The sequence below is a fragment of the Streptomyces longispororuber genome (assembly GCF_024448165.1).
GTDB classification, from domain to species: Bacteria; Actinomycetota; Actinomycetes; order Streptomycetales; family Streptomycetaceae; genus Streptomyces; species Streptomyces longispororuber_A.
Genome location: NZ_JAMOLN010000044.1, coordinates 1 through 22924, shown reverse-complemented (window position 1 = coordinate 22924; position 22924 = coordinate 1). Strand labels below are relative to the sequence as shown.

Annotated in this window: 22 protein-coding genes; 9 read left to right on the top strand and 13 right to left on the bottom strand. The window is 72.9% G+C overall.

Translation table 11 applies throughout. The features are described 5' to 3' along the window. The gene (locus M4J07_RS15240) at positions 1-333 is read right to left on the bottom strand and encodes a phage holin family protein (protein WP_255972078.1); all 333 of its coding nucleotides are present in this window, start codon (positions 331-333) and stop codon (positions 1-3) included. Between the two features lie 89 nt (positions 334-422). On the opposite strand from M4J07_RS15240, the gene M4J07_RS15235 reads away from it, so the two are divergent. The 4 genes from M4J07_RS15235 (at position 423) to M4J07_RS15220 (ending at position 4336) form a co-directional block, all read left to right on the top strand. Further along, positions 423-782, top strand: coding sequence for a VOC family protein (locus tag M4J07_RS15235; protein ID WP_255972077.1), 360 nt, complete (start codon positions 423-425; stop codon positions 780-782). 47 nt (positions 783-829) lie between these two features. Beyond that, complete coding sequence (locus M4J07_RS15230; protein WP_255972075.1) at positions 830-1531, top strand: GntR family transcriptional regulator; 702 nt, start codon at positions 830-832, stop codon at positions 1529-1531. A gap of 146 nt (positions 1532-1677) precedes the next feature. Next, on the top strand, positions 1678-2961 hold the full coding sequence (locus M4J07_RS15225) for an amidohydrolase family protein (protein WP_255972074.1): 1284 nt from the start codon (positions 1678-1680) through the stop codon (positions 2959-2961). 73 nt (positions 2962-3034) lie between these two features. Further along, the gene (locus tag M4J07_RS15220; protein WP_255972072.1) at positions 3035-4336 is read left to right on the top strand and encodes an amidohydrolase; all 1302 of its coding nucleotides are present in this window, start codon (positions 3035-3037) and stop codon (positions 4334-4336) included. 41 nt (positions 4337-4377) lie between these two features. Here M4J07_RS15220 and M4J07_RS15215 read toward each other — a convergent pair whose 3' ends face one another. After that, complete coding sequence (locus M4J07_RS15215; protein WP_374215045.1) at positions 4378-6414, bottom strand: DUF5107 domain-containing protein; 2037 nt, start codon at positions 6412-6414, stop codon at positions 4378-4380. A 40-nt stretch (positions 6415-6454) separates the two neighbouring features. Continuing rightward, positions 6455-7354 (bottom strand): arginase family protein, encoded by a 900-nt coding sequence (locus tag M4J07_RS15210; protein WP_255972069.1) that lies wholly within the window; start codon positions 7352-7354, stop codon positions 6455-6457. Between the two features lie 79 nt (positions 7355-7433). Between M4J07_RS15210 and M4J07_RS15205 the strand changes: the two genes are divergently transcribed. Beyond that, positions 7434-7769, top strand: a complete 336-nt coding sequence (locus M4J07_RS15205; protein ID WP_255972067.1) for a DUF6204 family protein — start codon at positions 7434-7436, stop codon at positions 7767-7769. Here M4J07_RS15205 and M4J07_RS15200 read toward each other — a convergent pair. The 4 genes from M4J07_RS15200 to M4J07_RS15185 all read right to left on the bottom strand — a co-directional run bounded on the left by M4J07_RS15200 (position 7753) and on the right by M4J07_RS15185 (position 10789). After that, positions 7753-8307: a GNAT family N-acetyltransferase gene (locus tag M4J07_RS15200; protein WP_255972066.1), complete on the bottom strand. Its 555-nt coding sequence runs from the start codon at positions 8305-8307 to the stop codon at positions 7753-7755. The genes M4J07_RS15205 and M4J07_RS15200 overlap by 17 nt on opposite strands. A 19-nt stretch (positions 8308-8326) precedes the next feature. Further along, complete coding sequence (locus tag M4J07_RS15195; protein ID WP_255972064.1) at positions 8327-8641, bottom strand: hypothetical protein; 315 nt, start codon at positions 8639-8641, stop codon at positions 8327-8329. Continuing rightward, positions 8638-8880, bottom strand: coding sequence for a LapA family protein (locus M4J07_RS15190; RefSeq protein WP_255972062.1), 243 nt, complete (start codon positions 8878-8880; stop codon positions 8638-8640). The genes M4J07_RS15195 and M4J07_RS15190 overlap by 4 nt, the downstream gene beginning before the upstream one ends. A gap of 127 nt (positions 8881-9007) precedes the next feature. Next, complete coding sequence (locus M4J07_RS15185) at positions 9008-10789, bottom strand: CocE/NonD family hydrolase (RefSeq protein ID WP_255972060.1); 1782 nt, start codon at positions 10787-10789, stop codon at positions 9008-9010. Positions 10790-11063: 274 nt separating this feature from the next. Here M4J07_RS15185 and M4J07_RS15180 point away from each other — a divergent pair, with 274 nt between their 5' ends. Genes M4J07_RS15180 through M4J07_RS15165 form a run of 4 tightly spaced genes read left to right on the top strand, consistent with a single transcriptional unit; the run spans position 11064 to position 14539 of the window. After that, on the top strand, positions 11064-12731 hold the full coding sequence (locus tag M4J07_RS15180; RefSeq protein ID WP_255972058.1) for a YwqJ-related putative deaminase: 1668 nt from the start codon (positions 11064-11066) through the stop codon (positions 12729-12731). Between the two features lie 26 nt (positions 12732-12757). Further along, positions 12758-13234, top strand: a complete 477-nt coding sequence (locus M4J07_RS15175; protein WP_255972056.1) for an SUKH-3 domain-containing protein — start codon at positions 12758-12760, stop codon at positions 13232-13234. After that, on the top strand, positions 13227-13616 hold the full coding sequence (locus M4J07_RS15170) for a YwqJ-related putative deaminase (RefSeq protein ID WP_255972054.1): 390 nt from the start codon (positions 13227-13229) through the stop codon (positions 13614-13616). Before M4J07_RS15175 ends, M4J07_RS15170 begins: the two co-directional genes overlap by 8 nt. Further along, entirely contained in the window at positions 13613-14539 is a 927-nt protein-coding gene (locus M4J07_RS15165) for an SUKH-3 domain-containing protein (RefSeq protein WP_255972052.1), read from the top strand. Before M4J07_RS15170 ends, M4J07_RS15165 begins: the two co-directional genes overlap by 4 nt. A gap of 131 nt (positions 14540-14670) precedes the next feature. Here M4J07_RS15165 and M4J07_RS15160 read toward each other — a convergent pair whose 3' ends face one another. The 6 genes from M4J07_RS15160 to M4J07_RS15135 form a co-directional block, all read right to left on the bottom strand. Beyond that, positions 14671-15603, bottom strand: a complete 933-nt coding sequence (locus M4J07_RS15160) for a S66 peptidase family protein (protein ID WP_255972050.1) — start codon at positions 15601-15603, stop codon at positions 14671-14673. After that, positions 15600-17711, bottom strand: a complete 2112-nt coding sequence (locus M4J07_RS15155; RefSeq protein WP_255972048.1) for a S9 family peptidase — start codon at positions 17709-17711, stop codon at positions 15600-15602. Before M4J07_RS15155 ends, M4J07_RS15160 begins: the two co-directional genes overlap by 4 nt. An 87-nt stretch (positions 17712-17798) precedes the next feature. Further along, on the bottom strand, positions 17799-19136 hold the full coding sequence (locus tag M4J07_RS15150; RefSeq protein WP_255972047.1) for a M20/M25/M40 family metallo-hydrolase: 1338 nt from the start codon (positions 19134-19136) through the stop codon (positions 17799-17801). Continuing rightward, entirely contained in the window at positions 19129-19962 is an 834-nt protein-coding gene (locus tag M4J07_RS15145; RefSeq protein WP_255972046.1) for a M55 family metallopeptidase, read from the bottom strand. Before M4J07_RS15145 ends, M4J07_RS15150 begins: the two co-directional genes overlap by 8 nt. Before the next feature lie 147 nt (positions 19963-20109). Further along, entirely contained in the window at positions 20110-20835 is a 726-nt protein-coding gene (locus M4J07_RS15140) for a class I SAM-dependent methyltransferase (RefSeq protein WP_255972044.1), read from the bottom strand. A gap of 122 nt (positions 20836-20957) precedes the next feature. After that, a partial coding sequence (locus M4J07_RS15135) for an ATP-binding SpoIIE family protein phosphatase (RefSeq protein ID WP_255972042.1) occupies positions 20958-22924 on the bottom strand: 1967 nt, incomplete at its 5' end.

The following is a 22924-nucleotide window of genomic DNA, read 5'->3' as shown; positions in this document are numbered from 1 at the left end:
TCAGATCCCGGGCGGCGGCGGGGCGGACGGCATCGGCGGTGCCGTGGGCGCGTCCGGCGTACCCGGCCTGGCGGCCTGCCGCAGCGCGAACGCCGCGACGCCGAGCACCACGGCGACCACCAGGGCCGCCGCCCAGTCCGGCATGCCGAGGGCGAGTACCAGCCCGAGGGCCAGCGCCGCGGCGGCCCCCGCGTACAGGGCGACCGCCCCTGCGCCCGCGTACAGGCCGGCCCGCCGCTTCTGCGCGCGGACGCCCTCCTTCATCTCGGCCCGGACGGCGTCGCGGACGGCGTGGGCCACTTCCTCGTTGAGTCGCTGGTCAATGCGTTCCATGCGCCCCGGGTACCCGCCGCGCGGCGCCCGTAACGGCGGGTTGCGCGAAGTGATCACACCGGTTCGCGGCGCCAACTAGGCTGCTCCGTATGGAAATCCTGGGAACCACGCTGCGCGTCTGCGTCGAGGACCTGGAGTCCTCGGTCGCCTTCTACGAGCAACTCGCGGGCAGCAAAGCGCTGCGGTTCGAGCGCGGCGGGGTCTCGGTGGCCGCGGTCGGCTGCTTCCTGCTGATGAGCGGGCCCGAGGAGGAGCTGGCGGTGCTCCGCAAGGTCGCGGCGACGATCGCGGTGCGCGACGTCGACGAGGCGAACGCGGTGCTGACAGCGTCCGGCGCGCAGGTGATCGCGGGACCGGTGCCGACACCGGCAGGGCGCAATCTGATCGCGCTGCACCCGGACGGCTCGGTGTTCGAGTACGTGGACCGGCAGGCGCCGCCGGAGTCCTGAAACGCACGTATCCTCGCCCGGAGCACGACCGGTGAAGGACGGTGCACGTGGCGGGCAGTACTGCGGAGTCGGGAGCGGGACGTACGTCCCTGAGCGCACAGGCGCGCGAGGAGGTGCGGCAGCGCATCGTCGACCGCCGCTACGCGATGGGCGCGCGCCTCGTGGAGCGCGAGATCGCCGAGGAACTGCGGATGTCCCGGGTGCCGGTCCGGGAGGCGCTGCGCGCGCTCGTCAGCGAGGGCCTGCTCGAACTGCTGCCGCACAGCGGCGTGCGGGTACGGCGTCTGGAACGGGTCGACGTGCGCCATCTGTACGAGGTGTGGGAGCCGCTCGCCGTCCAGGCGTCGCGGCTCGCGGCCCGCAGGGCGGCGGCCGACGCACCCGCCGAGCCGGACGGCCTCGCCGATCTGCGCGCCAGCCTGGAGCGGGCGGAGCGGGCGGCGGCGGCCGACGAGGGGACGCGCGAGGTGGCCGCACACACGGCGTTCCACGAGCAGGTCGTGGCGCTCGGCGGCAATCCGCTGCTGATCCGCACCATGGAGCAGCTGAGCTGGCAGCTGCAGCTGCTGTTCGGGATGCGCGAGGAGCCCGCCCACATGCGGGCGCAGCACGCGGACATGTTCCGGCACATCGCGGCGGGTGACGAGGAGGCGGCAGCGGCCAGCACGCTGCTGCACGTCAGGGACAGCCGCGCCGTCGCCCTCAAGTCCCTCTTCGGTGACACTGATTTGTATACCGAGGCCGACTAGCCGCGTCGCGATCCCTCCTCATCCCTGAGGTCATTTACGACAAACAGCCCTAACCCATGCCCTGCGGGCGGTGCGATCTTGCCGCGCCGCCCGCCTTGGTATACATACTGTCGGGCCAGGCCACCTCCTCCCCTCAAGGAGCCCCCATGTGCGTCGAGCCCATCGAGCCCCCGTCCGGCCGACTGACCCGCCGCGGCGTGCTCGCCGCCTCCGCCGTGCTCGCGGGCACCGCGACCGCGCTCGGAACCGGCGCGTCCCCGGCCGCGGCGGCGCCCCGCACGAGCCGGCCGGGCCCCGCCGGCGATCTCGTCGTGGAGGGCGGCACGCTGCTCGACCCGGCGACCGGGCACGTGACCGAGGACGCGGTCGTCGTGATCCGCGGCGGAGTGGTCCGCGCGGCCGGGTCCCGGGACGCGGTCCGCGGACAACTGCCGGCCGACGCCCCGCGGCTGGCCGCGCACGGCCAGTGGATCCTGCCGGGCCTCGTCGACGCGCACATCCACCTGAACACCGCGGCCGAGGCGCGCGACGCCGTCCGCAAGGGCGCCACCAGCGCACGCAGCGGCTCCACGAACTTCTACCAGGACATCGCCGTACGGGAGTTGGCCCGCCAGGCCCCGGAACGCGCGCCCCGCCTCAGGGCCGCCGGTGTCTTCGTGACGCCCGACCTCGGCGACACCGTCCTCGCCGACCCCGACCTGACCCCGCTGGCCCGCCTCAAGGACGGCGTGCGCTCGGCCCAGGCGCTGCGGCGCGTCGTCGAGGTGAACCTCGCGCGCGGCGCCGACGTCGTCAAGACCCGGGTCAACGAGCGCGCGGGCCTGCCCGAGCAGGACCCGCTCGCCCAGGTCTACTCGCACGAGCAGCTGTCCGAGGTGGTGGCGGCCGCCCGGCGCGGCGGCAAGGGCGTGCTCTGCCACAGCTACAGCGAGCAGGGCTGTCACGACGCGGTGACGGCGGGCATCCGGTCGCTGGAGCACGGGGCGTTCGTCGGCGAGCGCACGCTGCGGGAGATGCGCCGCAGGGGCACGTACTTCACACCCACGCTCACCGCGATCGCGGGCCTCGCCACGTCCGCGGACCCGGTGCTCGCCGAGCGCGGCCGCACGTATCTGCCGGTCCTGAAGAGGGCGGTCCTCGCCGCGCACGAGATGGGTGTGCCGCTCGCGGCGGGCACCGACTCGTCGGGCGGCTCGGTCCGTCCGATCGGCGGCGAGGTGGAACTGATGCACGCCGCAGGACTGTCGCCGCTGGACGCGATCCGCACGGCGACGACCGGCGCCGCGCGCCTGCTCGGCCTGGCCGGCACGGCGGGCCGCCTCGACCGCGGCTTCGCCGGTGACCTGCTGCTCCTGTCGGGCGACCCGCTCAAGGACCTGAGCGTCCTCAAGGCACCGTCCCACGTGGTCCGTTCGGGCCTCGCCGTCTGACGTCCGCACCGCCCGCACCCTCCGTACCACCCGCACCGTCTTCGCGCCCTTCCTCCCACCCAAGGAGAACCGCATGACTCCCCCTCACCTGTCCCGCCGCGGCGTCCTCGCGGGTGCCGCCTCGCTCGGCGCGGCCCTCACCCCGACGACAGCGCAGGCCGCGCAGGCCGCGGAACCCCGGCCGCACGACCGCCCCAAGAAGGCCGTGGTCTTCCGGAACGTGCGCCCGTTCGCCGCGCGGGACGCCGTGGACCTCACGGTCGTCGACGGCGTCATCTCCGACGGCCCGGCCCCCAAGGGCGCGAAGGTCGTCTACGGCGACGGCCGGATCGCGCTGCCGGCCCTCGTCGACGCGCACATCCACCCCGACAAGACGAGCTTCGGCGGCGACTGGGTGTCCCGGAAGCCGGCCAGTGGGATCGCCGAGTACTGCGCGCAGGACGTGGAGCTGTTCCGCTCGCAGAAGCGCCCGGTCGGCGAGCGCGCCTACGGTCTGATGGCGCACGCCGTGACGCGGGGCACCCGCGCGATGCGGGCGCACGCGGACGTCGCGCCCGCCTACGGGCTGGCCGGTCTGGAAGGGGTGGCCGAGGCCCGCGAGCGCCTCGCCGACGCGCTCGACGTGCAGATCGTCGCGTTCCCGCAGCACGGCGTGGTCCGTACGCCCGGCACGGCGAAGCTCCTGGAGGACGCGGCGCGCGCCGGCCTCGTCGACATGATCGGCGGCATCGACCCGATCAGCTTCGACAACGCCCTGGACGAGCAGCTCGACCTGGTCTTCGACCTCGCCGACCGCTACGGCGTCGGCGTCGACATCCATCTGCACGACCGCGACGAGAAGGGCACGAAGGTGCTCCGCGGCATCATCGAGCGGACCCGGGCGCTGTCACTGCGCGGCAAGGTGACGGTGAGCCACGTGTTCTGCCTGCCGTTCCTCAAGGGCGCCGAGCTCGACACGATGGCGAGCGACCTGGCCGACATGGACATCGCTCTGACCACGGTCTCGCCGAACGAGTCCCTGGTCCTGCCGATCGGCAAGCTGCGCGAGCACGGGGTGCGGGTGGGCCTCGGCTCGGACGGCGTCCGCGACTCGTGGAGCCCGTTCGGCAACGCCGACATGCTGCACCGCGCGCACATCCTCGGCTGGGTCACCGACGTCCGCCTCGACGAGGAACTGACCGACTGCTACACGGTGGGCACGGACGGCGGCGCCGACGTCATGGGCCTGCCCCGCGTCGACTTCACCCCGGGCTCCCCCGCCGACTTCGTGCTGCTGCGCGGCGAGTGCGTCCCGCAGGTCGTGGTGGACATGCCGCAGCGGGACATGGTCGTGCACGGCGGCCAGGTGGTCGCCCGCGCGGGCGAGTTGGTCTAGCACGCCGGCCGGGGCGGGATCCCGCCCCGGCCTCGCCCCGCTCAGTCCGCCGGGGTGCTCGCGGGCGGCCTCATCCGGAAGTCATAGGTGTCCGGCAGGGGTTCACCGGGGGCCGCCTTCGCCCACAGCTCCCCGATCGTCTCGGCCCCCTCCCTCAGGTCGGCGACCTCGAACCCGGCGGCGAAGACGGCGCGGGCCGCCGCCAACTCGCCTTCCGCCACCAGGAGTTCGGCCTCCAGCAGGCGGAACCGGCCGCGCGCCCTGGTGCCTGCGTGCAGACGGTCCCACACGCCGCGGGCCGCCGCCGCCCGGCCCACCGCGAGCAGCGCCGAGATCGCCTCCCGGCCCAGCGACGCCGTCGCGGCGACCCACACCGCCCCGTCGTCCCGGCGCTCCGCGCACAGGTCGTCGAAGGCTTCGGTGTAGCGGTCCGCGGCCCGCTCGGCGTGCCCGTCCGCCGCGTCGGCGACGGCCAGGCAGCGCAGGAACGGCCAGAGGGACGGGGCGAGTTCGAGCCCGCGCTCCCAGCTGCGCACGGCCTGCGCGCGGTCGCCCGCGTGCCACTGCGCGACGCCGAGGTGGTACTCGGACAGCGGCCTGGCCGGCGCCGTCTCCAGCATGTCGCGCCAGGCGGGCGCGACGAGCGAGGGTCCGGGCGGCCCGACCCGGCGCGGCTCGGGCAGTGCTCCGGACTCCAGCAGCTCGCGCCAGGGCGCCTGCTCGTCGCCCAGCATCGCCTCGTCGAACGGCGTGCCCGCCAACTTCTCGCCCGTGCGCAGGACTTCGAGGGCGCCCCAGCCGGAGCCGACGGCGAGGCGCTCCCCCGGCTCGGTGTCGGCGCTCGGCCGCCAGGCCGCGTACGCGGCGTCCACGTCGGCCCTCGGCAGGGCCTCCGCGAGGCGGCGCTCCACCTCCGCGACGGCGCCGTCCCAGTCCGCCTGCGAGTGATGCGAGTGAACCGTTTCCGCGGACGCCGTGAGCGGCCCGTACGCCTCCAGCCAGCTGAACTCGCCCGCCGCCTCCAGGCGGACGTGCTCCAGCTGGGTGCGGGCGAGCCCGGCCTGGATCTCGGCGTAGCCGCCGGTGCCGGGCTCGGTGAGCCAGCGCTGCCAGCGGCGGCCGCCCGTGCCGCTGCCCCAGACGAAGAGCTTGCGGCCGCGCAGCAGATCGGTCGAGGTCTGCACGAGGCCGTGCCCGGCGTCGTCGAGCGCGGCGATCCAGCGGCGCCGCCCGTCCTCGACCTCGTAGAAGTAGTCGGCGGGGTACGTGCTGTTCAGCGGGTACGTGCGGTCGGCGCCGTCGAACTCCGGCACGGGGACCCGGCGCAGGCTGCGCTCGTACCCGAAGTGCCAGGCCTCGGCCGCCGGGGCGAGGACGCGGCGCTCCTCCGGCACGGCGATGTTGGACCACCAGTACACCGGCGCGGGCTTCTCGTGCGGATTGCGGATCCGGACGCCCACGTACAGGAAGTCGGAGCCGTCGGGGAGCCACAGGTCGACCTGGAAGGGCAGGTCGCGCAGGCGCTCCCACTCCCACAGGCGCAGCATCTCGCCGCCGTCGGGCGCGGTGACGCGGGCGGCGTGCACGGGTGCGCAGGACAGGGTGGTGTGGCCGGTGGCGCCGATGTTCCACTCGATGCCGCCGGAGAACCAGGCGCCGTTGAGCGCGAAGTCGGCGGGCTGGAACACCGGGTTGCGGTACAGGAGTTCACGTTCGGTCGGCTTGTGGAACAGGGAGGCTATGCGGCCACCGAGGCCCGGCAGGACCGTCGCCCGCAGCCGGTCGTTCTCGATCACGATCGTGTCGAGCGTGACCGGTGCGCGGTCCCGGCCGTAGCCGTCGAGGATCCGCTCGGGCAGCACGCTGCGCAGCGGCCGGTAGCCGATCTGCCGGGACATGTCGAGCGGCAGGCCCTCCTTGGACCGCTCGTCGAGTTCGTGCATCTCGTCGAGGGTGCGCAGCGGTGGCAGCGGGTTCGCGGGGCCCAGTTCGACGCCTGGGAGGGTCAGTACCTCACGTCGCACGATCGTCACGTCTGCCTCCCGTCGCCACGGGGCGCGGCCCGCCCCGATGACCATGGAACAGGGTCATCGGCGAGCTGACCAGGGTCTGCCCCGGTCAGGATTGCGCAAAGGCCGTCACGATCAGATCGGTGAGCAGGGCGCCCGCCGTCCCGTCGGGGTCGAGATCCGGGTCGTAGATCGTGACGTTCATGCCGACGCAACGCGGTGAGGCGAGCAACGGCCGCAGCAGCGCGAGGAGCTCGTCGGGCAGCAGCCCGTCGGGATCGGGGCTGTCGACGGCGGGCATGACGGTCGGGTCGAGCACGTCGGCGTCCAGGTGCACCCAGAATCCGTCCAGGACCGGCACCTCCAGGCTCCGCACGAAGCCGGGCACGACGTCCTCGACGCCCCACTCGCGCAGTTCGCCGACCGTCACGTTCGGGATCTTCAGCGCGGCGAGCTCGGCCCGGTCGTCGGTGAAGGCGTCGCGCCCGCCGAAGAGCCGTACGTCCTCGTCGCGCAGGTACGGGCGCAGCCCTTCGATGTCCGTCAGGTCGTCCTGCCCGCGGCCGGTGCCGAGCGCCAGCTCCTCGCCGCCCGCCGCGCCGACCCGGTCGGAGTTCCCGGGGTGCCGGAAGTCGGCGGAGGCGTCCACGGCGGCGAGCCCGTACCGGCCGATGCGGCGCAGCGCGAGGGCCGCGCCGAGCTGGATCGAGCAGTCCCCGCCGAGCACCAGCGGGAAGTCCCCGGCGCGCACGTGCCGTTCGATCCGGTCGGCGAGCCGGACGGTGTAGGCGGCGATGGCGGCGGCGTTGAACACCCCGTCGCCCTCCTGCCAGTCGCCGCGGTCGTAGCGCGGCGGCACGACGACGCCGCCCTCGAAGGCGCCGAGCCTGCGGACGACGCCGTGCTCGCGCAGGGCTCCGGCCAGCTTGTAGACACCGGGCACGGTGCCGGGGGCGGGCGGGCGCAGGCCCAGGTTCGACGGGGCGTCGACGGCGACGATATTCCGCATGCGCAGCATCCTCATCGACGTACCCTGGCGCTTTCAACCGGCTGACCCGCCGCAGTACGCACGAGGAGCGACCCGCACCATGGCCGACCAGCACACCTATCGCGTCATCGTCCGCGGCACCTTCGACGGTCTCACCGCACCCGCCCGCGAGCGGCTGCTCGCCGAGGTGGCGGAGCACGAGGGCATCGCGGGCATGCGGTTCGGCCCGGAGGGTTCGCTCGCGTACGACCGGACGCTGAAGCACTTCTCGATGCGCTACGTCGTCACGTCCGACCCGGCCGACGGCGACGAGATGGCGGGCGCGCTCGCCGAGGAGCAGGCGACGGCGCACCTGGCGGAGCGCGGGTACGGGCACGGCGAGCTGCGCTCCACCGTGACCGACATGGACACGATGAAGATCAACCGGAAGCGGTGAGCGCCCACCGCTGGTGATCGCGCCAGGCCCCGTCGATGAAGAGGAAGTCCGGCGAGAACCCTTCGAGGCGGAAGCCGGCCCGGCGGGCGAGCGCGATGGATCCGGCGTTGCCCGGCTGCACGTTGATCTCCAGACGGTGCAGCCCGAGCGTCCCGAACGCGTACCGGACGACGAGGCCGAGGCCCTCGGACATCAGGCCGCGGCCGGCCGCGTGCGCGAAGGCGCCGTAGCCGAGGGCGCCGCTGCGGAAGCCGCCGAGGACGACGTTGTTGATGTTGATGAACCCGGCGATGGTCCCGTCGGTTCCGGTGGCGCCGTCGGTTCCGACGGCCCGCTCGCAGACCAGGAAGCCGTGCTTCGTCGGGTCCTCGACGAGCAGCCGCGCGTACGCCTCGAAGGCGGCCGCGTCGGTGGGCGGGAAGAGCCAGGGCCGGTGCAGCCGCCCGCTCTCCCGGGCCCGTGCGGTGAACTCGGCGGCGTCCGTGAGCGCGAAGGGCCGTATGCCCACGCGCGGGCCCTCGGCCAGGTACTCGGTCATCGGGCCAGCCTACGGACCGCTATCCGGCGGCCGCCTTCGGGCACTTCTCGCCGTTCTTCACGACGCCGATCCGGACCGTGGTGGCGCCGATCTCCCGGCCGACGTCCGGTGACTGGGTGCAGACCTTCCAGCTCGGCGGCCACAGCACGTGCCGGTGGGCGCCGCCGACGTCGGTCACCTGGACCTGGGTGCGGTAGTCGAGCGTCGTGAACACGTGCATCAGTCCACGGCCGCGGAAGTCCGGCATCCGCGGCCCGTCGGCCGCGACCGCCGCGCCCACCGGGACCGTCAGGGCCAGCAGGGCCCCCGCGGTGACCGTCGCCACTCGTCTCACTTGCGTCTCCTCGCCACGAAGTAGCCCCCACAGATCCCGCCGATGATGAAGACGGCCGCGAGCGCCAGGTACAGCGGCATGGTGACCTCGGGGATCAGCAGCCGGATCTTCACCTGCCGGGTGTTCTCGAAGATGAAGATCACGGCGAGGACCGCCAGGGCCAGGACCGCGATCCTGGCCGGCGTGAACGCGCTGGAGCCGCCGCTCTTCGACGAGCTCGCGGTGTCCTTGGGGCTCATCGTGACCCTTCCGTCGTTCCCCCGGAGGTCGTCGCCGCCTCCTCGCCCAGCATGGGCGGGAAGGCGGCGCTCGCGCACCGGCCGAGGGCCCGTACGGGTGAAGGGCGGGTGCCGGGCGGGTGCCCGGCTACTCCGGGACGACCGGCAGCTCCACCGTTCCGGTGTCCTCGGGGGCGCTGGTGACGGTGACCGGTCTGATCCCCTTGTTGCCGCCGTACGCGTCGTCGCTCGCGGCGATCACGAACCGGATGCGGTGCCCCTTCTCGTAGCGGTGCACGATGCCGGGGAGGGTGACGGTGAACGGCCGGGTGACGTCGGGCACCCGGACCGGGGCGACGAGCCGGTGCACGAGGGTCCTGGTCCCGTCGGGCGCGACGTCGTACAGCTTCGCGAAGAGGACGAGCTTGTCGGCGGCGTCCCCGGAGTCCTGCACGCGTTCGGTCCGCGGCGAGACGACCTTGAGGGTGGCCTTCGGCGAGCCGACCACGTCGGTGGCGCGGGCGAGGGGCTCGGTGGTCCAGTCGAGGTAGGTGCCGGGGGTGTCGTGCGGGGCCGGGTCGGGCAGTCCGACGAGGCCGGCCAGGGACGATTCGGAGTGACTGGTGGGGATCAGCCAGTTGCGGTACTCGCGGCTGCCGCGGACGACCTTCCCGGGGTGGTCGACGAGCTTGCCGTCGCCGGACAGGTACAGCTTCCGCGACAGCGCGGGCACGCTCGACGCGGTCGCGTAGGTCCGGTTCGGGTCGCCGATCCAGTCGCGGTAGTAGGCGAACGCGGGCCCGGTGTCGACGCCCTTCCGGTGGTGCAGGTACCGGTCGAACCAGGCGAGGATCCGCTTGCCGACGTACGACGTCTCCACGTTGCCCTGGGACAGGTTGAGTTCACCGCTCGCCGGGTCGGTGAGTCCGCCGCTGTGGCCCCAGGACTGCCAGATCATCCTGGCCGTGGTGCCGTTCGCCCTGAGGGTCCGGTACGACGCCTGCGCCTCGTTCAGGTTGAAGAGGCTGTCCGCCTGCCCCTGGACGAGCAGGGTCGGCGCCTTCACGTCCTTGAGGTACGAGACCGGGGAGACGCTGCGTGCGTAGCGCAGCAGCCGTCCGGTCCGGTCGGCCGGATAGCGGCCGGAGTTGAGGGTGCGGATCGTCGCGCAGGCGTCGTCCACGAAGTGCAGACAGCTCAGCTTGTTGATCCGGGACGGGTCGAGCGAGGGTTCGAGCAGCGGCTGGCCCTCCCCCATCAGGTAGAAGCCGTTGGTCCACTGCCACTTGAAGACGCCGGGGACGTCGCGTTCGGCGGCGTTCTGCGGGTCGAGCGAGTACGCCAGGTCGTTCCAGGTGATCAGCGGGACGAGGGCGTCGACGCGGTGGTCGACCGAGGCGGTGGCCAACTGGACGGCACCGCCGTACGATCCGCCGATCATGCCGACGCGCGGATCGCCCTTCTTGTCGGCGGTCACGAAGTCGGCCCGGGTGCCGTCGTCGGCGGCGCGGGTCCCGGCCAGGAAGTCGACGAGGGCGGAGGCCGCCGTTCCGTCGATGCGCGGGTCGTCCAGGGAGATCAGGCAGCCGGACCGGCCGAAGCCGAGCCCGGAGTAGGCGAGCCCGACGTATCCGCGCTGCGCGAAGGCCTTCGCGGTGGCGTCGGTGGACCCGTCGGACTTGCTGCCGCCGAAGCCGTTCGTGGTGAGGACGGCGGGGGCCGGGTGGGCCGCGTCGACTCCGGCGGGCCGGTAGAGGTCGGCGTCCACGACGCAGCTGCGGCCTCCGGCCTGGACCGTGAACGTCAGCGCGGTGACCGTGAATTGACCGGTGGCGGAGGTCGCCGCGCCCGCGGGTGCGGTGCCGGCGAGCGGGGCGGCGAGGGCCACGACGGCGGTGGCCGCCGCGAGCACGGCACGGGTTCTGGGCAACGGTGACCTCCACGGTGGCGCTAGCCGCTGTACTGACCAGTAAGTTCACGTGCGGAGTCATGGTGTGACGCGTGTCAGTCGAGGGTCAATGGGGGTGCGTGGGGATTTTCCGTGGAGGGGACGGCCGAGGGGAACCGGTTCCTTGCCGGGTGTCGAGTTGTCTCAATTCTGTACTGAGGTCCCAGCTCACGTTGGTGGCACGGGTGTGCGAAGTGTTTAGTTGATCGCGGCTGTTGACTGCTGGAGCACGGAACGACACGGGGGATCACGGGACATGGGCATCGTGCTGCCGGACATCGTCGACCAGGCACTCGACCTCGTGGGGGTCGACTGGCCGAACGTGGACGAGGACGACTACACCGACATGGCCGACTCGCTCCGCGAGTTCGCGGAGAAGTTCGAGGGCCACGGCGGGGACGCGCACAAGGCGTTCACACGGATCCTCAGCTCCTCGGAGGGCTGGGCGGTCGACTCCATGGAGAAGCACTGGTCCTATGTGAAGGCCAGTCACTTGGAGAAGATCCCGGACGTGGCACGGACGTTCGCGTTCGTGTGCGACCGGATCGCCGACATCATCATCGTGATGAAGACGAAGGCGGCGGCCGAACTGGGCGTGCTCGCCGCGACGATCGTCGCCGAACTCGCCGCGTCCGGCGTCACGTTGGGAATCTCGGCCGCTGCCGCCGCGGGCGAGATCGTGCTGATGCGGCAGATCGCCAAGCGGCTGGTGAAGGAGGCCATCGAGGAGATCCTCGCCGAGATCGCCGCCAAGCTGGCGGAGCCGGTCACGGCGAAGCTGGAGGAGCTCGCCGTCGACACGGCACTCGACCTGGCCGAGGGCGCGTTCCGTCCCGGTGGTGACGGCCACGGCCCCGGGAGTGGCTCAGGCGGCGGTCTGGACCTCGCGTCCGCGGGCGGCGGGAGCGCTGGCGTCGGTGGGGGCAAGCGCACCCGTATCGACCACGCCGAGTTCGAGGACGGCGCCGGCAAGGTCTCCCTCCACGGCGGGGATCTCGGCGGCAAGGCCCACATCCACCTGGGCAGGGCGAAGGGCGCGTTCGGCCGGACGAAGGGCCGGGACGGGTTCACCAAGTCCTTCGACCACGCCCTGGAGAAGGCGCTCAACGCCGCCACCAAGTCGGTCACCCGTACCGCCAAGCACGTCAGCGACGAGATACCGCTCCGCGTGAAGGGCGCCTCCCGGCACCACAAGGAGAACGACCACAAGATCGGCAAACAGTCCGACGGCATCGACGTGACCAAGGTCGACGCACGCGAATCCGCAGGGGGCGGCGGGAACGGCCCCCGGCGGATGGACCCGCAGCCCGGCTGGCACGGCAGGAGCGCCGGCCGGATGCGGCACTACCGGCGGGACGCGATGCACGTCGACCACCTCAGCCCGGAAGCCCAGCGTCAAGCGCTGGTCCAGGAGGCGAAGGGCCTCGCGGACGACGCCCAGAAGGCTTCCAACGGGCCCGACGGCCTGCCGCTGCTCGGCAAGGGAAGGATCAAGCAGGGGTGTTCGGGCGCCCTGTTGCACGACGGGGTCCTGACGGGGCATTCCAGCGTGTCGAAGCTGAAGGCGAATCCGGGGAATCCGGACCCGCAGCAGAAGCTGGACGTGCATCCCGCGCTGCAGTCCGCCCTGGACGACGTGCGGCGGCAGGCGGAGTCCGAGGGCGAGATGGTGGGAACGGGGCACGGGCAGTGCGCGGAAGTGGCGCTGATCTCCGACCGGCTGCACGGCATAGCGGAGCGGGACGGCGTCGATCTGCGGAGCACCGAGGACGTCAGGAGAGTGATGGAAGGCGCTCAGGTGCACACCCGGCAGATCGGTGACATGAATCCGAACCGGCCCGGATATCTGGCTCATGGAGAATACAAGAAGCCCTGCCCGTCCTGTGAACGCATGCTGCCGCTCCTCGGCATCACGGCCGTCTGACCGAATACCGAAAGAGGACAAGAATCGTGCCCGTACTGAAGTCGCCCGAGGCGGTGGATGCCTGGCTGTCGGACGCCGGGTGGCACCCGGGGCGCCGGTGTGACGACCTCGCCGCCGCCGAGGTGGCGAGCGTCCTGGAGGACTTCCGTGCCGACGGCGGCCACCTCGAGGCCATCGAGCCCGCTCTCGCGTTCCTGCGCGAGCACGTCGGCCTCGTGGCGCCGCGGCACGCGTCCACCGACGACCGGGTGGAGTTCAACCCCCGTCTCATGTACCGGGGGGCGGCGGAGGACGTCCAGGAACTCGCCGACGGACTGGGGAAGAAGGTGTTTCCCGTCGCGCACGACACCTATGACGGGGGGACGGTCCTCATGGACGAGGCGGGCCGGTTCTTCTATCTGCATCACAGCGGCGAGTATTTCCTCGGCGACGACAAGTACGCGGCGCTGATGAGCTATTCGCGGGGATATCCGCTGGAGAACGCGGAGGATTACTATGCCTGAGCACGTTCCGCTGACCGCGGCATCCCTCCTGGTGCACGGGAGGATCTACAGCCAGACCGATCTCGACCCCGATGCGGAGCCGGATCTGCACCCGGCGGTCACCGCGTTCTTCCAGCAGCTTCCGCCCGCGCGGCGCGAGCCGTTCGTGGGGTACTGCGCGGAGTCGGCACTGATCTCCGACCAGTTGTGGGGCCTGGACCAGGAGCGGACGATCGGTGGGCCGACGACGCTCGACGAGGCGAAGGGCCATTTCGCGGGGTCGGCCCTGGTGACGCGGAAGGTCCGCCCGGCCGGGGACCCCGAGCACGGCCGCCATGCGGAACCCTGCTGGTCGTGCGCCGCCCTGATCGAGCGGCTGGGCATCGAATCGGTCGACGGATGACGGTGCACCGGCGGACCGCGGAGCGGACCGGCCCGCCCGTCGGCGGCGACGGCGAGCGGGACGCGCTGCGCGCCGCGCTGCGGCTCGCGGCGGCCGCCGAGGGCTACGCGGTGTCCTTCCCGCTCTTCCCTGCCGCGCGGGCCTTCCTGAGCGAGTTCCACGGCCTCGACCACGCGCCGGTGGAACCGGGCGCGGAAGTGGCGGCCGCCGGGTTCTCCATCGACCCGGAGCGGGCCAGGTTCCAGCTCGTCCGGCTGAGCCGGCTGTCCGCCGGACTCCGCATCGGCCTCTTTCCGGTCGGTGTCACCGAGAACGGCTCCGTCCTCGCCATCGGCGAGGAGGGACAGCTCCTCTCCTTCGGTCCCGGCGGCTCCTGGCACCTCGGGGACAGCGGGCCCGCCGGCGTCGAGGCCCTGAGGGCGGGGCGTGCTCCCCGCAGGCTCCGCGACGAGGAGCACACCTGGCACGTGCCGGCGACGACGGACGACCCGCCCGTCACCCGAGCCGTGCAGACCGCGCTGACCGCCGTGTACGTGCTGCACCGGCACGGCATCTACAGCGCCAGGAGCGTCCGGCTGACCGTGACCGGTCTGCGCGGCATCGGGGTCGACCTCGCCGCGCAGTCGGTCGGCATCCGGCGGGGCCAGCTCGACGCGGCGCTGTCTCCGATGGTGCGGGACGTGGCGGAGGTCCTCGCGGCACACGGCGGGGGCGCGGGCTGTGAGGTGGGCCTGGCCGTGGAGGTGCCCGGGACGCGGGCAGGAACCGCTGCCGGTCTGGTCCGGTTCCGGGTCCGGTTCGGACACCAGGCCATGCAGGCCGACGGCCTCGAGGCGGATCTGCACGTCGGAGCGGGCGCGCAGACCGGAAGCGTGCACGGTCAGGTCGTGGACGCTCTGCGGGATCTGCGACAGATGTCCTGAGGAGCGGGGCCGCCCGGGGCCCTGCGGCACCGAGGACGGCCGCTCCCGCGAGGCAGCGGTGACCTCCGCTCCCGCGACGGCAGCGGCGTGACAGCGGCGTGACAGCGGACCGGGCGCCCGGTCCGCCGCCCTCAGACCAGCGCGGGCACGGCCAGCGTCAGCGTCCCGGCCGTCGTGTCCAGCTCGCCCTCGATCCCGAACGGCACGGTCAGCGCCCCGTCCCCGTGCCCGAAGCCGAACGCGTCGATCACCGGCACCCCGAGCCCGCCCAGCCGGTCGGCGAGCAACGCCGGCAGGTCCGGATCGTCGCACTCCGCCCAGGAGCCGAGCAGCACCCCGGCCACCCCCTCGAACCACCCGGCCCGCAGGAGCTGGGTCAGATAGCGGTCGATGCGGTACGACTCCTCGCCCACGTCCTCCAGGCACAGCAGCCCGCCCCGCGCCGACCGCCGGGCGAACGGCGTGCCCAGGTCCGACGCGAGGAGAGAGAGGCAGCCGCCGAGCGTGACGCCGCGCGCGGTACCGGGCACCATGACCCGGCCCCCCTCGGGCGCGGTGATCGTCCGCACGGTCTCGGGCTCGAACAGCGTGGCCCTCAAGTGCCCCTGCGCCCGGGCGTTCTTGAGGAAGTCGAACGCGGCGGCCATCGGCCCGTGCAGCGTGCTCACCCCGAGCCGGACCGCGAACGCCTCGTGCAGCGCGGTGATGTCGCTGTACCCGACGAACGCCTTGGGACGCGCCGCCCGCATCGCCGACCAGTCGATCAGGTCGACCATCCGCTGCACCCCGTAACCGCCCCGGGCGCAGATCACCGCGTCGATGTCCGGGTCGCACCAGGCCCGCTGGAGGTCGGCGGCCCGGTCGGCGTCGGTGCCCCCGAGGTAGCCGAACTCCGGGTGGACGTCGCGGACGTGGGCCGCGGGCACCGGCTCCAGGTCCCAGCCCCGCAGGATGTCCAGGCCCGCTTCGAGCCGGTCGGCGGGGACCGGTCCGCTGGGGGCGACGACGGCGACCCGGGCGCCGGGCCCGAGCCGGTCCGGCCGGTGCAGCGACCCCGCCGTCACTTGGTGAGCTCCAGGGTCGGGATGCCGGTCGGATGGAGGCCGAACACCTGGGCGTACAGGGAGAGTTCGGCTTCCAGGGCGCGCACCATGGTGTCCGCGCGGCGGAAGCCGTGGCCCTCGCCCTCGAAGGCGATGTACGCGTGCGGCACCCGCCGGCCCTCGCTCTCCACACGGGCCAGGAACCGCTCGCACTGGGCGGGCGGGCAGATCACGTCGTCGAGGCCCTGGAGGAGCAGGAACGGCACGGTGAGCCGGTCGGCGTGCTCGGCCGGTGAGCGCTCCGCGTACCGCGCGGGCACCTCGGTGAGCGGTCCGACGAGCGTCTCCAGGTAGCGCGATTCAAAATCGTGGGTCTCGCCCTCGGCCCAGCCGGTGAGATCCAGGATCGGGTAGATGACCGTGCCGCACGCGTAGACGTCGGTGCTGGTCAGGGAGGCCGCGCTGGTCCAGCCGCCGGCGCTGCCGCCGCGGATGGCGAGCCGGTCGCGGTCGGCGGTGCCCTCGGTGGCGAGGGCGAGGGCGACGGCGGCGCAGTCCTCCACGTCGACGACGCCCCACTGCTCGCGCAGCCGGTTGCGGTACTCCCGGCCGTATCCGGTCGAGCCGCCGTAGTTGACCTCGGCGACGCCGATGCCGCGGGAGGTGAAGTAGGCGATCTCCAGGTCGAGTACGAGGGGTGCGTGGCCGGTGGGGCCGCCGTGCGCCCACACGACGAACGGCGGCAGCTCGTCGTCGGGGGCCATGTGGGTGGGGTTGTGCGGCGGGTAGATGTGGGCGTGGACGTCCCGTCCGTCCGGGCCGGCGAAGGTGCGGATCTGCGGCTCGGGGTAGTACGCGGGGTCCACGGGGTCGGCGTGCGCGGCGCCGATGACGCGGGTGCGGCCGGTGCAGGTGTCGAGCTCGACGACCTCGGTGCCGGTGCGCGGGCTCGCGGCGACGCCGACGACCCGCGTGCCGTGCACGGCGACCGACGAGGACCACTCGGTCCACGGTCCCGCCGTGTCGACGACCTCGCCGGTCTCCGGGTCGAGGATGCCGAGCGAGGTGGCGCCGACGCCGTGCACGACGGCGACCAGTCCGCCCTCCAGCGGCTTGAACCAGCTCAGGCCGATCTTCCACAGCGGCCCGCCGAACTCCTCGTCGCGCGGGCACAGCGGCCGGGCCACGGCGCGCGTGGGCCGGGCGAGGGCGCCCTGCGGCGTGGTGGGCACGGACAGGGCGGGGGCCGGGCGGACGTCCGCGCCGCGCCGGGCGTCGTCCCGGGCGGGCGGCACCTCCCAGCCGCCGCGCACGTCGAGCCGGTAGAGGTTCCACCAGCCGCTGGCGTCACCGGAGTACAGCAGCGTCCCGTCGGCGGCCCACTCGACCTGGCAGACGGATTCCTCGGGCCCGCCCGCGACCGTCTGCGCCGGGCCGAACACGCCGTCCTCGCCGACCTCGGCGAGCAGCAGCTCCGTGCCGTCCCACGGCATCCGCGGGTGGTCCCAGGCGATCCAGGCGGCGCGCCGTCCGTCCGGCGCGAGCCGGGCGCCGGTCACGAACCGGTGGGTGCCGTCGGTCAGTTCCCGCACGGCGTCGCGCGCTTCGGCGGCCGAGCCGTCGAGCGGGACCGCGGCGACCACGCGCCGCACGTCGCTGGGTCCCTCGCCGGTGAACTCCTCCAGGACGCACCAGACCTCGCCCCGGTCCAGGTGGAGCTGCGGATCGGCCCAGCGCAGGCCGTCGCCGACCGTCGAGAGCGGGGTGAGCGGGCGCGGTGCCCGCTCGGGGGTGTCGGGTTCGTACGCGTACAGCCGCTGGTCCGCGAAGTTCACGAAGACGATGAGAGGGTCGCGCGGGCCCTCGATGCGCTCGGCACCGGCCCAGGGGCGGCCGCCGTACTCGATGACGCGGCTGCGCACGTTCCACGGCGCGGGCAGCACCGACTGCTCCGTGCCGTCCGGGCGGCGCCGGACCAGGGCGCGGCGGCCCGCCTCGGTGGGCCGCGGCTCGGTCCACCACGCCTCGTCGCCGACGAAGCCGACGTACTCGGGCTGTCCGTCGTGCGCCGCGGCCAGCGCGGCGTCGATCGGCGACGGCCAGGATCCGTATGCCTGGGTGTGCACCATGTCCCCGCCCCCCATTTGTTCCGAGGCCCCCATGTTCTTCGCGTCCGCCATGTTTTCCTAGTCCGTCGCCGTGTGCTCGCCGTGTCGCTATGCCGTGCGCAGGAAGCGGTCGAGGACGCGCACGCCGAAGTGCAGCGCCTCCACCGGCACCCGCTCGTCCACGCCGTGGAAGAGCGCCTGGTAGTCGAAGCCCTCGGGGAGCTTGAGCGGCGCGAAGCCGTAGCCCGTGATGCCGAGGCGGGAGAACTGCTTGGCGTCCGTGCCGCCCGACATGCAGTACGGCACGACGTGCCCCTCGGGCGCGAACTCCTCGACGGCCGCCCGCATCCGCGCGAACGTGGGCGAGTCGACCGGTGCCTGGAGGGCGACCTCCCGGTGCTCGTACTCCCAGTCGACGTCCGGCCCGGTGAGGGCGTCGAGGGTGGCCCTGAACTCGTCCTCGGTGCCCGGCAGGTAGCGGCCGTCGACGTGCGCGACGGCCTCGCCCGGAATCACGTTGATCTTGTAGCCGGCGGACAGCATCGTCGGGTTGCTGCTGTTGCGCACGGTCGGCGCGACGAGGTCGGCGGCCGGACCGATCCGGCCGAGCAGCGCGTCGACGTCGAGGTCGGGCGCGTCGATGTCGACCTCGATGCCGTACACGGAGGCCATCTCGGACAGGGCGGCGCGGACGGTGGGCGTGAGGCGCAGCGGCCACTCGTGGTCGCCGATGCGGGCGACGGCGGAGGCCAGCCGGCTCACCGCGTTCGCCCGGTTCACCTTGGAGCCGTGGCCCGCCTTGCCGCGTGCGGTGAGCTTCAGCCAGCCGGTGCCGCGCTCCCCCGCCGCGATCGGGTACAGCTGCTTGCCGCTGCCGTCGTGGAAGGTGAAGGCGCCGGACTCGCTGATGCCTTCGGTGCAGCCCTCGAAGAGGCCGGCGTGCCGGTCGGCGAGGAAGCCCGAGCCGTCCTCGGCGCTGGCCTCCTCGTCGGCGGTGAACGCGATGACGATGTCGCGCCGCGGCCGGTATCCGACGCGGGCCCACTGCCGTACGGTCGCGAGGATCATCGCGTCCATGTTCTTCATGTCGACGGCGCCCCGGCCCCAGACGACGCCGTCGCGGACCTCGCCGGAGAACGGGTGCACGCTCCAGTCGGCGGCCTCGGCCGGCACCACGTCCAGGTGGCCGTGGACCAGGAGGGCGTCGGCGGACGGGTCGGTGCCCTCGATGCGGGCCACCACGTTGCCCCGGCCGGGGGTGCGCTCCAGGATCGTCGGCTCCAGGCCCGCGCCGGCGAGCAGCTCCGCCGCGTACTCGGCGGCGGGCCGCTCCTTGCAGTCGCCGCCGCCCCGGTTCGTGGTGTCGATCCGGATCAGCTCGGAGGTGAACGTCACGACCTCGTCGAGCGCCTGCTGGTCCACGGCCTGGGAAAATGCGTCAGCCATACTGTTCCTCCACCGCGGCCGAGGCGATCGTGGTGACCGCCTTGAAGGTGCGGATGCCTTCGTACATGGTCTCGTGCGTGTAAGCGATCCTGCGCTCGCCGGTCCGGCGCACTCCGGGGACGACGGTGGACGCCATGGCGAGGTGCTCGGCGTCGAACTCGACCTCCACCGTGAACGGGCCGCCGCGGACCGGCTCGTGGCGCACCGCGATCGACGCGGCGTCCTTGGCCGCGGCCCGGATGTCGGCGGCGGTACGGGCGGGGGTGCGGCAGACGGCCGCGTACCGGGAGACGTGGTCCTTGACGGCGACCTTGCGGGCCTCCGGCGCATAGCCGAGGGCGTCGTCGCAGGCGTGGTCGTCGCCGGTGACGAGGACGACGGGGACGCCGTACTCCGCCACCACGTGGGCGTTCAGCAGGCCCTCGCTGGCGCGGACGTCGTTGACCCAGACGCCCGTGATCTGGTTCGCCAGGTACGTGTGCGCGAGGACGCCCTCCATACCGGCGCCCGCGTGGTAGCCGATGAACGCGATGCCGTCGACGTCGCCGTGCTGGACGCCCTCCACCATGGAGAGCGACTTGTGGCGTCCGGTGAGCATCTCCACGCGGTCGTCGAGCTGCTCCAGGAGCAGGTTGCGCATCGTCCAGTGCGCCTCGTTGACGAGCACCTCGTCGGCGCCGCCGTCGAAGAAGCCGAGCACCGCCGCGTTCACGTCCGAGGTGAACATCGACCGGCAGCGCTCCCACTGCGGTGTGCCCGGCAGGACGTCCGCCGGCCAGGTGACACCCGTGGCGCCCTCCATGTCGGCACTGATGAGGATCTTCATGGCCAGAACCGTACGCGGATTCGGGCACACCTCACCAGGCCTGTGGATAACTCTCAGTGGCATAGACCAATGTCACACCCGTAAGGCGCAGTTCCCGCTCGTCAGCGCGGTGCGGGCGGCACCGGGGCCGAGCGCACGGCCCGGATGTCAGGCCGACCGTCCCACCACGAGCCAGGTGGACGGCAGCTCGATCCGGCTGCCGTCCGCGGTGAACTCGGTCGTGGTCAGCGGCAGCTCGCCCGAGGCGAACACCTTCAGGCCCGCCTCGGCGACGTAGCCGCGCACGGCGGCGTCGGAGACCTCGCCGGGCGCGATGCCGTGCGAGAAGACGGGGGCGAGCTTGGGCGGCGGCCCCGCCGGGTTCCGGGCGAGGTCCTGGAGGATCGGCCCGGCGCGCTCCGACAGTTCGACGACGAAGGCGCGTCCGCGGTCGCCGACGAGCGCCGCGACCGCGTCGATCAGGGCCTGCCGGTCGGCGGGCTCGCACTGGTGCAGCACGCCGCGCACGTACACGTTCACGTCGCCCAGCTCGGCGTGCATCGGTCCGACCTGACCGGCGTCGGTGGCGTCGACCTGCCGGTAGTCGGCCTGTTCGGCGGGGTCGGCGCGGCGGGCCCGGTCGAGGGCGGCGGCGGACAGGTCGGCGCCGACGACCTTCGGGTAGCGGTCGGCGAGGAACCGGGTCTGCGTCCCGTTGCCGCATCCGAGGTCCACGACGGGCAGTCCGGCGGACGCCAACTCCGGTTCGAAGAGGGCGAGGTGGAGTCCGGCGGTGAGGGCGGGCTCGGCGTCCCAGAAGACGCCGCCCGGCTCCTCGGGGGCGTCCTCCCAGAAGCTCTCCCACGCCTTCCTGTAGCGCTCGGTCACGCTCATGGGACCTCCCGGGGGCACGGCGGCGGACTCGACGAAGCGTCAGCTCGGTCTACCGCTCCGGAGCCCGCCCCCACAAGCCACGCGCACACACCTTCACCCACCGTTCGAGCGGTGTGCGCCGGTCAGCCGCGCCGGCGGGGAGCCGTCAGCTCGAACCACACGGTCTTGCCTGTCGACGTACGGCTCGTGCCCCATTCGCGCGCCAGGTGCGCCACCACGCGCAGGCCGCGCCCGAACTCGTCGCCCGGGCCGGCCCCGAGCAGGCTCGGCAGCGTGTGGTCGGCGTCCTCGACCTCGCACAGCAGCGTGCCCGAGTGGACCAGGCGCAGCCGGACCGGGCCGCCGCGGGCGTGCCGCACGGCGTTCGTGACCAGCTCGCTCACGATCAGCTCCGCCGTCTGCTCGATGCTCAACAGACCCCATTCCACGAGCTGTTCACGGACCAGCTCACGGGCCCGCGGCACCTCGGACGGCTCCGGCGCGAGCTCCCAGTGCGCGACGTCCCCGCTCTCGATCCCGGCCATCCGGACCAGCAGCAGGGCCACGTCGTCCTTGCGCCCGCCGCGCGCGCCGAGCGACCGGATGATGGTGTCGCAGGCGTCGTCCATGGAGGCGGCCGGATGGGCGGCGGACTCGCAGAGCGTGGCGAGGCCCACGCCGATGTCCTCGCCGCGCACCTCCACCAGGCCGTCGGTGCACATCACCAGGCGGTCGCCGGGCGCGACCGGGACCCGTACCGCCTCGAAGGGCACTCCGCCGACGCCGATGGGTGCGCCCGTCGGCAGTTCGAGCAGCTCGCTGCGGCCGTCGGCGGCGCGCACGATCACCGGCGGGATGTGCCCCGCGTTGGCCAGGTGCAGCTCGCCGACGATCGGGTCGTAGATCGCGTACAGGCACGTGGCGAGATAGGCCTCGCCGAGCCGCTGCGCCAAGTCGTCGAGATTGCGCAGGAGTTGTGCCGGGGGCAGATCGAGGGCGGCCATCGTCTGCACGGCGGTGCGCAACTGCCCCATCATCGCCGCCGAGTTGAGGCCGTGGCCCATCACGTCGCCGACGACGAGCGCGGTCCTGGCGCCGGGCAGCTTGATGGCGTCGAACCAGTCGCCGCCGACCCGGCCGAGCAGCGTGCCCGGCAGATAGCGGGTGGCGATGTCACAGCCCGGCATGTGCGGGTCGATGTGCGGCAGCATGCTGTCCTGGAGCGTCTCGGCGACGGACTCCTGGTAGGTGTACATGCGCGCGTTGTCGAGCACGAGCCCGGCGCGCGCGGCGAGTTCGGCTCCGGTGACGCGGTCCATGTCGTTGAAGACGGGCCGCTCCTGGTGGCGGAGCAGGATCATGAACCCGAGGACGACGTTGCGCGCCTTGAGCGGGACGACGAGCATCGAGCGGTGCGTGATCAGCGGCCGGATGTCGCGCTTCTCGAACTGCGACGCGATCGCGTTGCCCATCTCCTCCGAGATGTACGGGACGAGCACCGGGTCGCCGCTCGTCATGCACTGGAAGAACGGCGTGTGCACCGGGAACGGCATCGACTCGCCAACAGGCACCACGTCGTCCCAGCGCCCCGGTTCGTCGGTGTGCTCCAGGGCGACGCGGTGCCACATGGTCGTGGCGTCCGGCGGGCCCTCGGGGAACCCCTCGCCCGCGACGACCTGTTCGCGCAGGTACGTGCCGGCGACGTCGGTGAAACGGGGCACGACGGCCCGGCTGACCTCGACGATGGTCCGCGCCAGATCGAGGGACGAACCGATGCGCCCGCTCACCTCGTTGAGGAACTCCAGCCGCTCGCGCACCGCCGCGTACTCGAGGTCCTCGGCCGTGTCGTCGAGCGGTGCGCGCGGCGACGGCACTCCCGTCGCGACCGCCCGGGCCGCCGCGGCCCGCCGCTCCTTGCGCTCGGTGCGCCGCGAGACGCCCCAGTCAGCGGTGACCGGGACCCGGTCGTGCTGACTGAACTCCAGCACGGGATAGCCGAGTTCGAGAACCTGCGAGACGATCCGGGCGCTCTCGCCGACGCTCATGCTCGGCAGGATCTCGGGCAGGCCGCGGGCCAGCTCGTCGGCGGCCGGAAAGTCGGTGTGCAGCG

What these genes read in the sequence shown, in the direction of transcription:
- M4J07_RS15240 (WP_255972078.1), bottom strand. Translation starts at nt 333, where the DNA reads ATGGAACGCATTGACCAGCGACTCAACGAGGAAGTGGCCCACGCCGTC.
- M4J07_RS15235 (WP_255972077.1), top strand. Translation starts at nt 423, where the DNA reads ATGGAAATCCTGGGAACCACGCTGCGCGTCTGCGTCGAGGACCTGGAG.
- M4J07_RS15225 (WP_255972074.1), top strand. Translation starts at nt 1,678, where the DNA reads ATGTGCGTCGAGCCCATCGAGCCCCCGTCCGGCCGACTGACCCGCCGC.
- M4J07_RS15220 (WP_255972072.1), top strand. Translation starts at nt 3,035, where the DNA reads ATGACTCCCCCTCACCTGTCCCGCCGCGGCGTCCTCGCGGGTGCCGCC.
- M4J07_RS15215 (WP_374215045.1), bottom strand. Translation starts at nt 6,414, where the DNA reads ATGGTCATCGGGGCGGGCCGCGCCCCGTGGCGACGGGAGGCAGACGTG.
- M4J07_RS15210 (WP_255972069.1), bottom strand. Translation starts at nt 7,354, where the DNA reads ATGCGGAATATCGTCGCCGTCGACGCCCCGTCGAACCTGGGCCTGCGC.
- M4J07_RS15205 (WP_255972067.1), top strand. Translation starts at nt 7,434, where the DNA reads ATGGCCGACCAGCACACCTATCGCGTCATCGTCCGCGGCACCTTCGAC.
- M4J07_RS15200 (WP_255972066.1), bottom strand. Translation starts at nt 8,307, where the DNA reads ATGACCGAGTACCTGGCCGAGGGCCCGCGCGTGGGCATACGGCCCTTC.
- M4J07_RS15190 (WP_255972062.1), bottom strand. Translation starts at nt 8,880, where the DNA reads ATGAGCCCCAAGGACACCGCGAGCTCGTCGAAGAGCGGCGGCTCCAGC.
- M4J07_RS15180 (WP_255972058.1), top strand. Translation starts at nt 11,064, where the DNA reads ATGGGCATCGTGCTGCCGGACATCGTCGACCAGGCACTCGACCTCGTG.
- M4J07_RS15170 (WP_255972054.1), top strand. Translation starts at nt 13,227, where the DNA reads ATGCCTGAGCACGTTCCGCTGACCGCGGCATCCCTCCTGGTGCACGGG.
- M4J07_RS15165 (WP_255972052.1), top strand. Translation starts at nt 13,613, where the DNA reads ATGACGGTGCACCGGCGGACCGCGGAGCGGACCGGCCCGCCCGTCGGC.
- M4J07_RS15155 (WP_255972048.1), bottom strand. Translation starts at nt 17,711, where the DNA reads ATGGTGCACACCCAGGCATACGGATCCTGGCCGTCGCCGATCGACGCC.
- M4J07_RS15150 (WP_255972047.1), bottom strand. Translation starts at nt 19,136, where the DNA reads ATGGCTGACGCATTTTCCCAGGCCGTGGACCAGCAGGCGCTCGACGAG.
- M4J07_RS15145 (WP_255972046.1), bottom strand. Translation starts at nt 19,962, where the DNA reads ATGAAGATCCTCATCAGTGCCGACATGGAGGGCGCCACGGGTGTCACC.
- M4J07_RS15140 (WP_255972044.1), bottom strand. Translation starts at nt 20,835, where the DNA reads ATGAGCGTGACCGAGCGCTACAGGAAGGCGTGGGAGAGCTTCTGGGAG.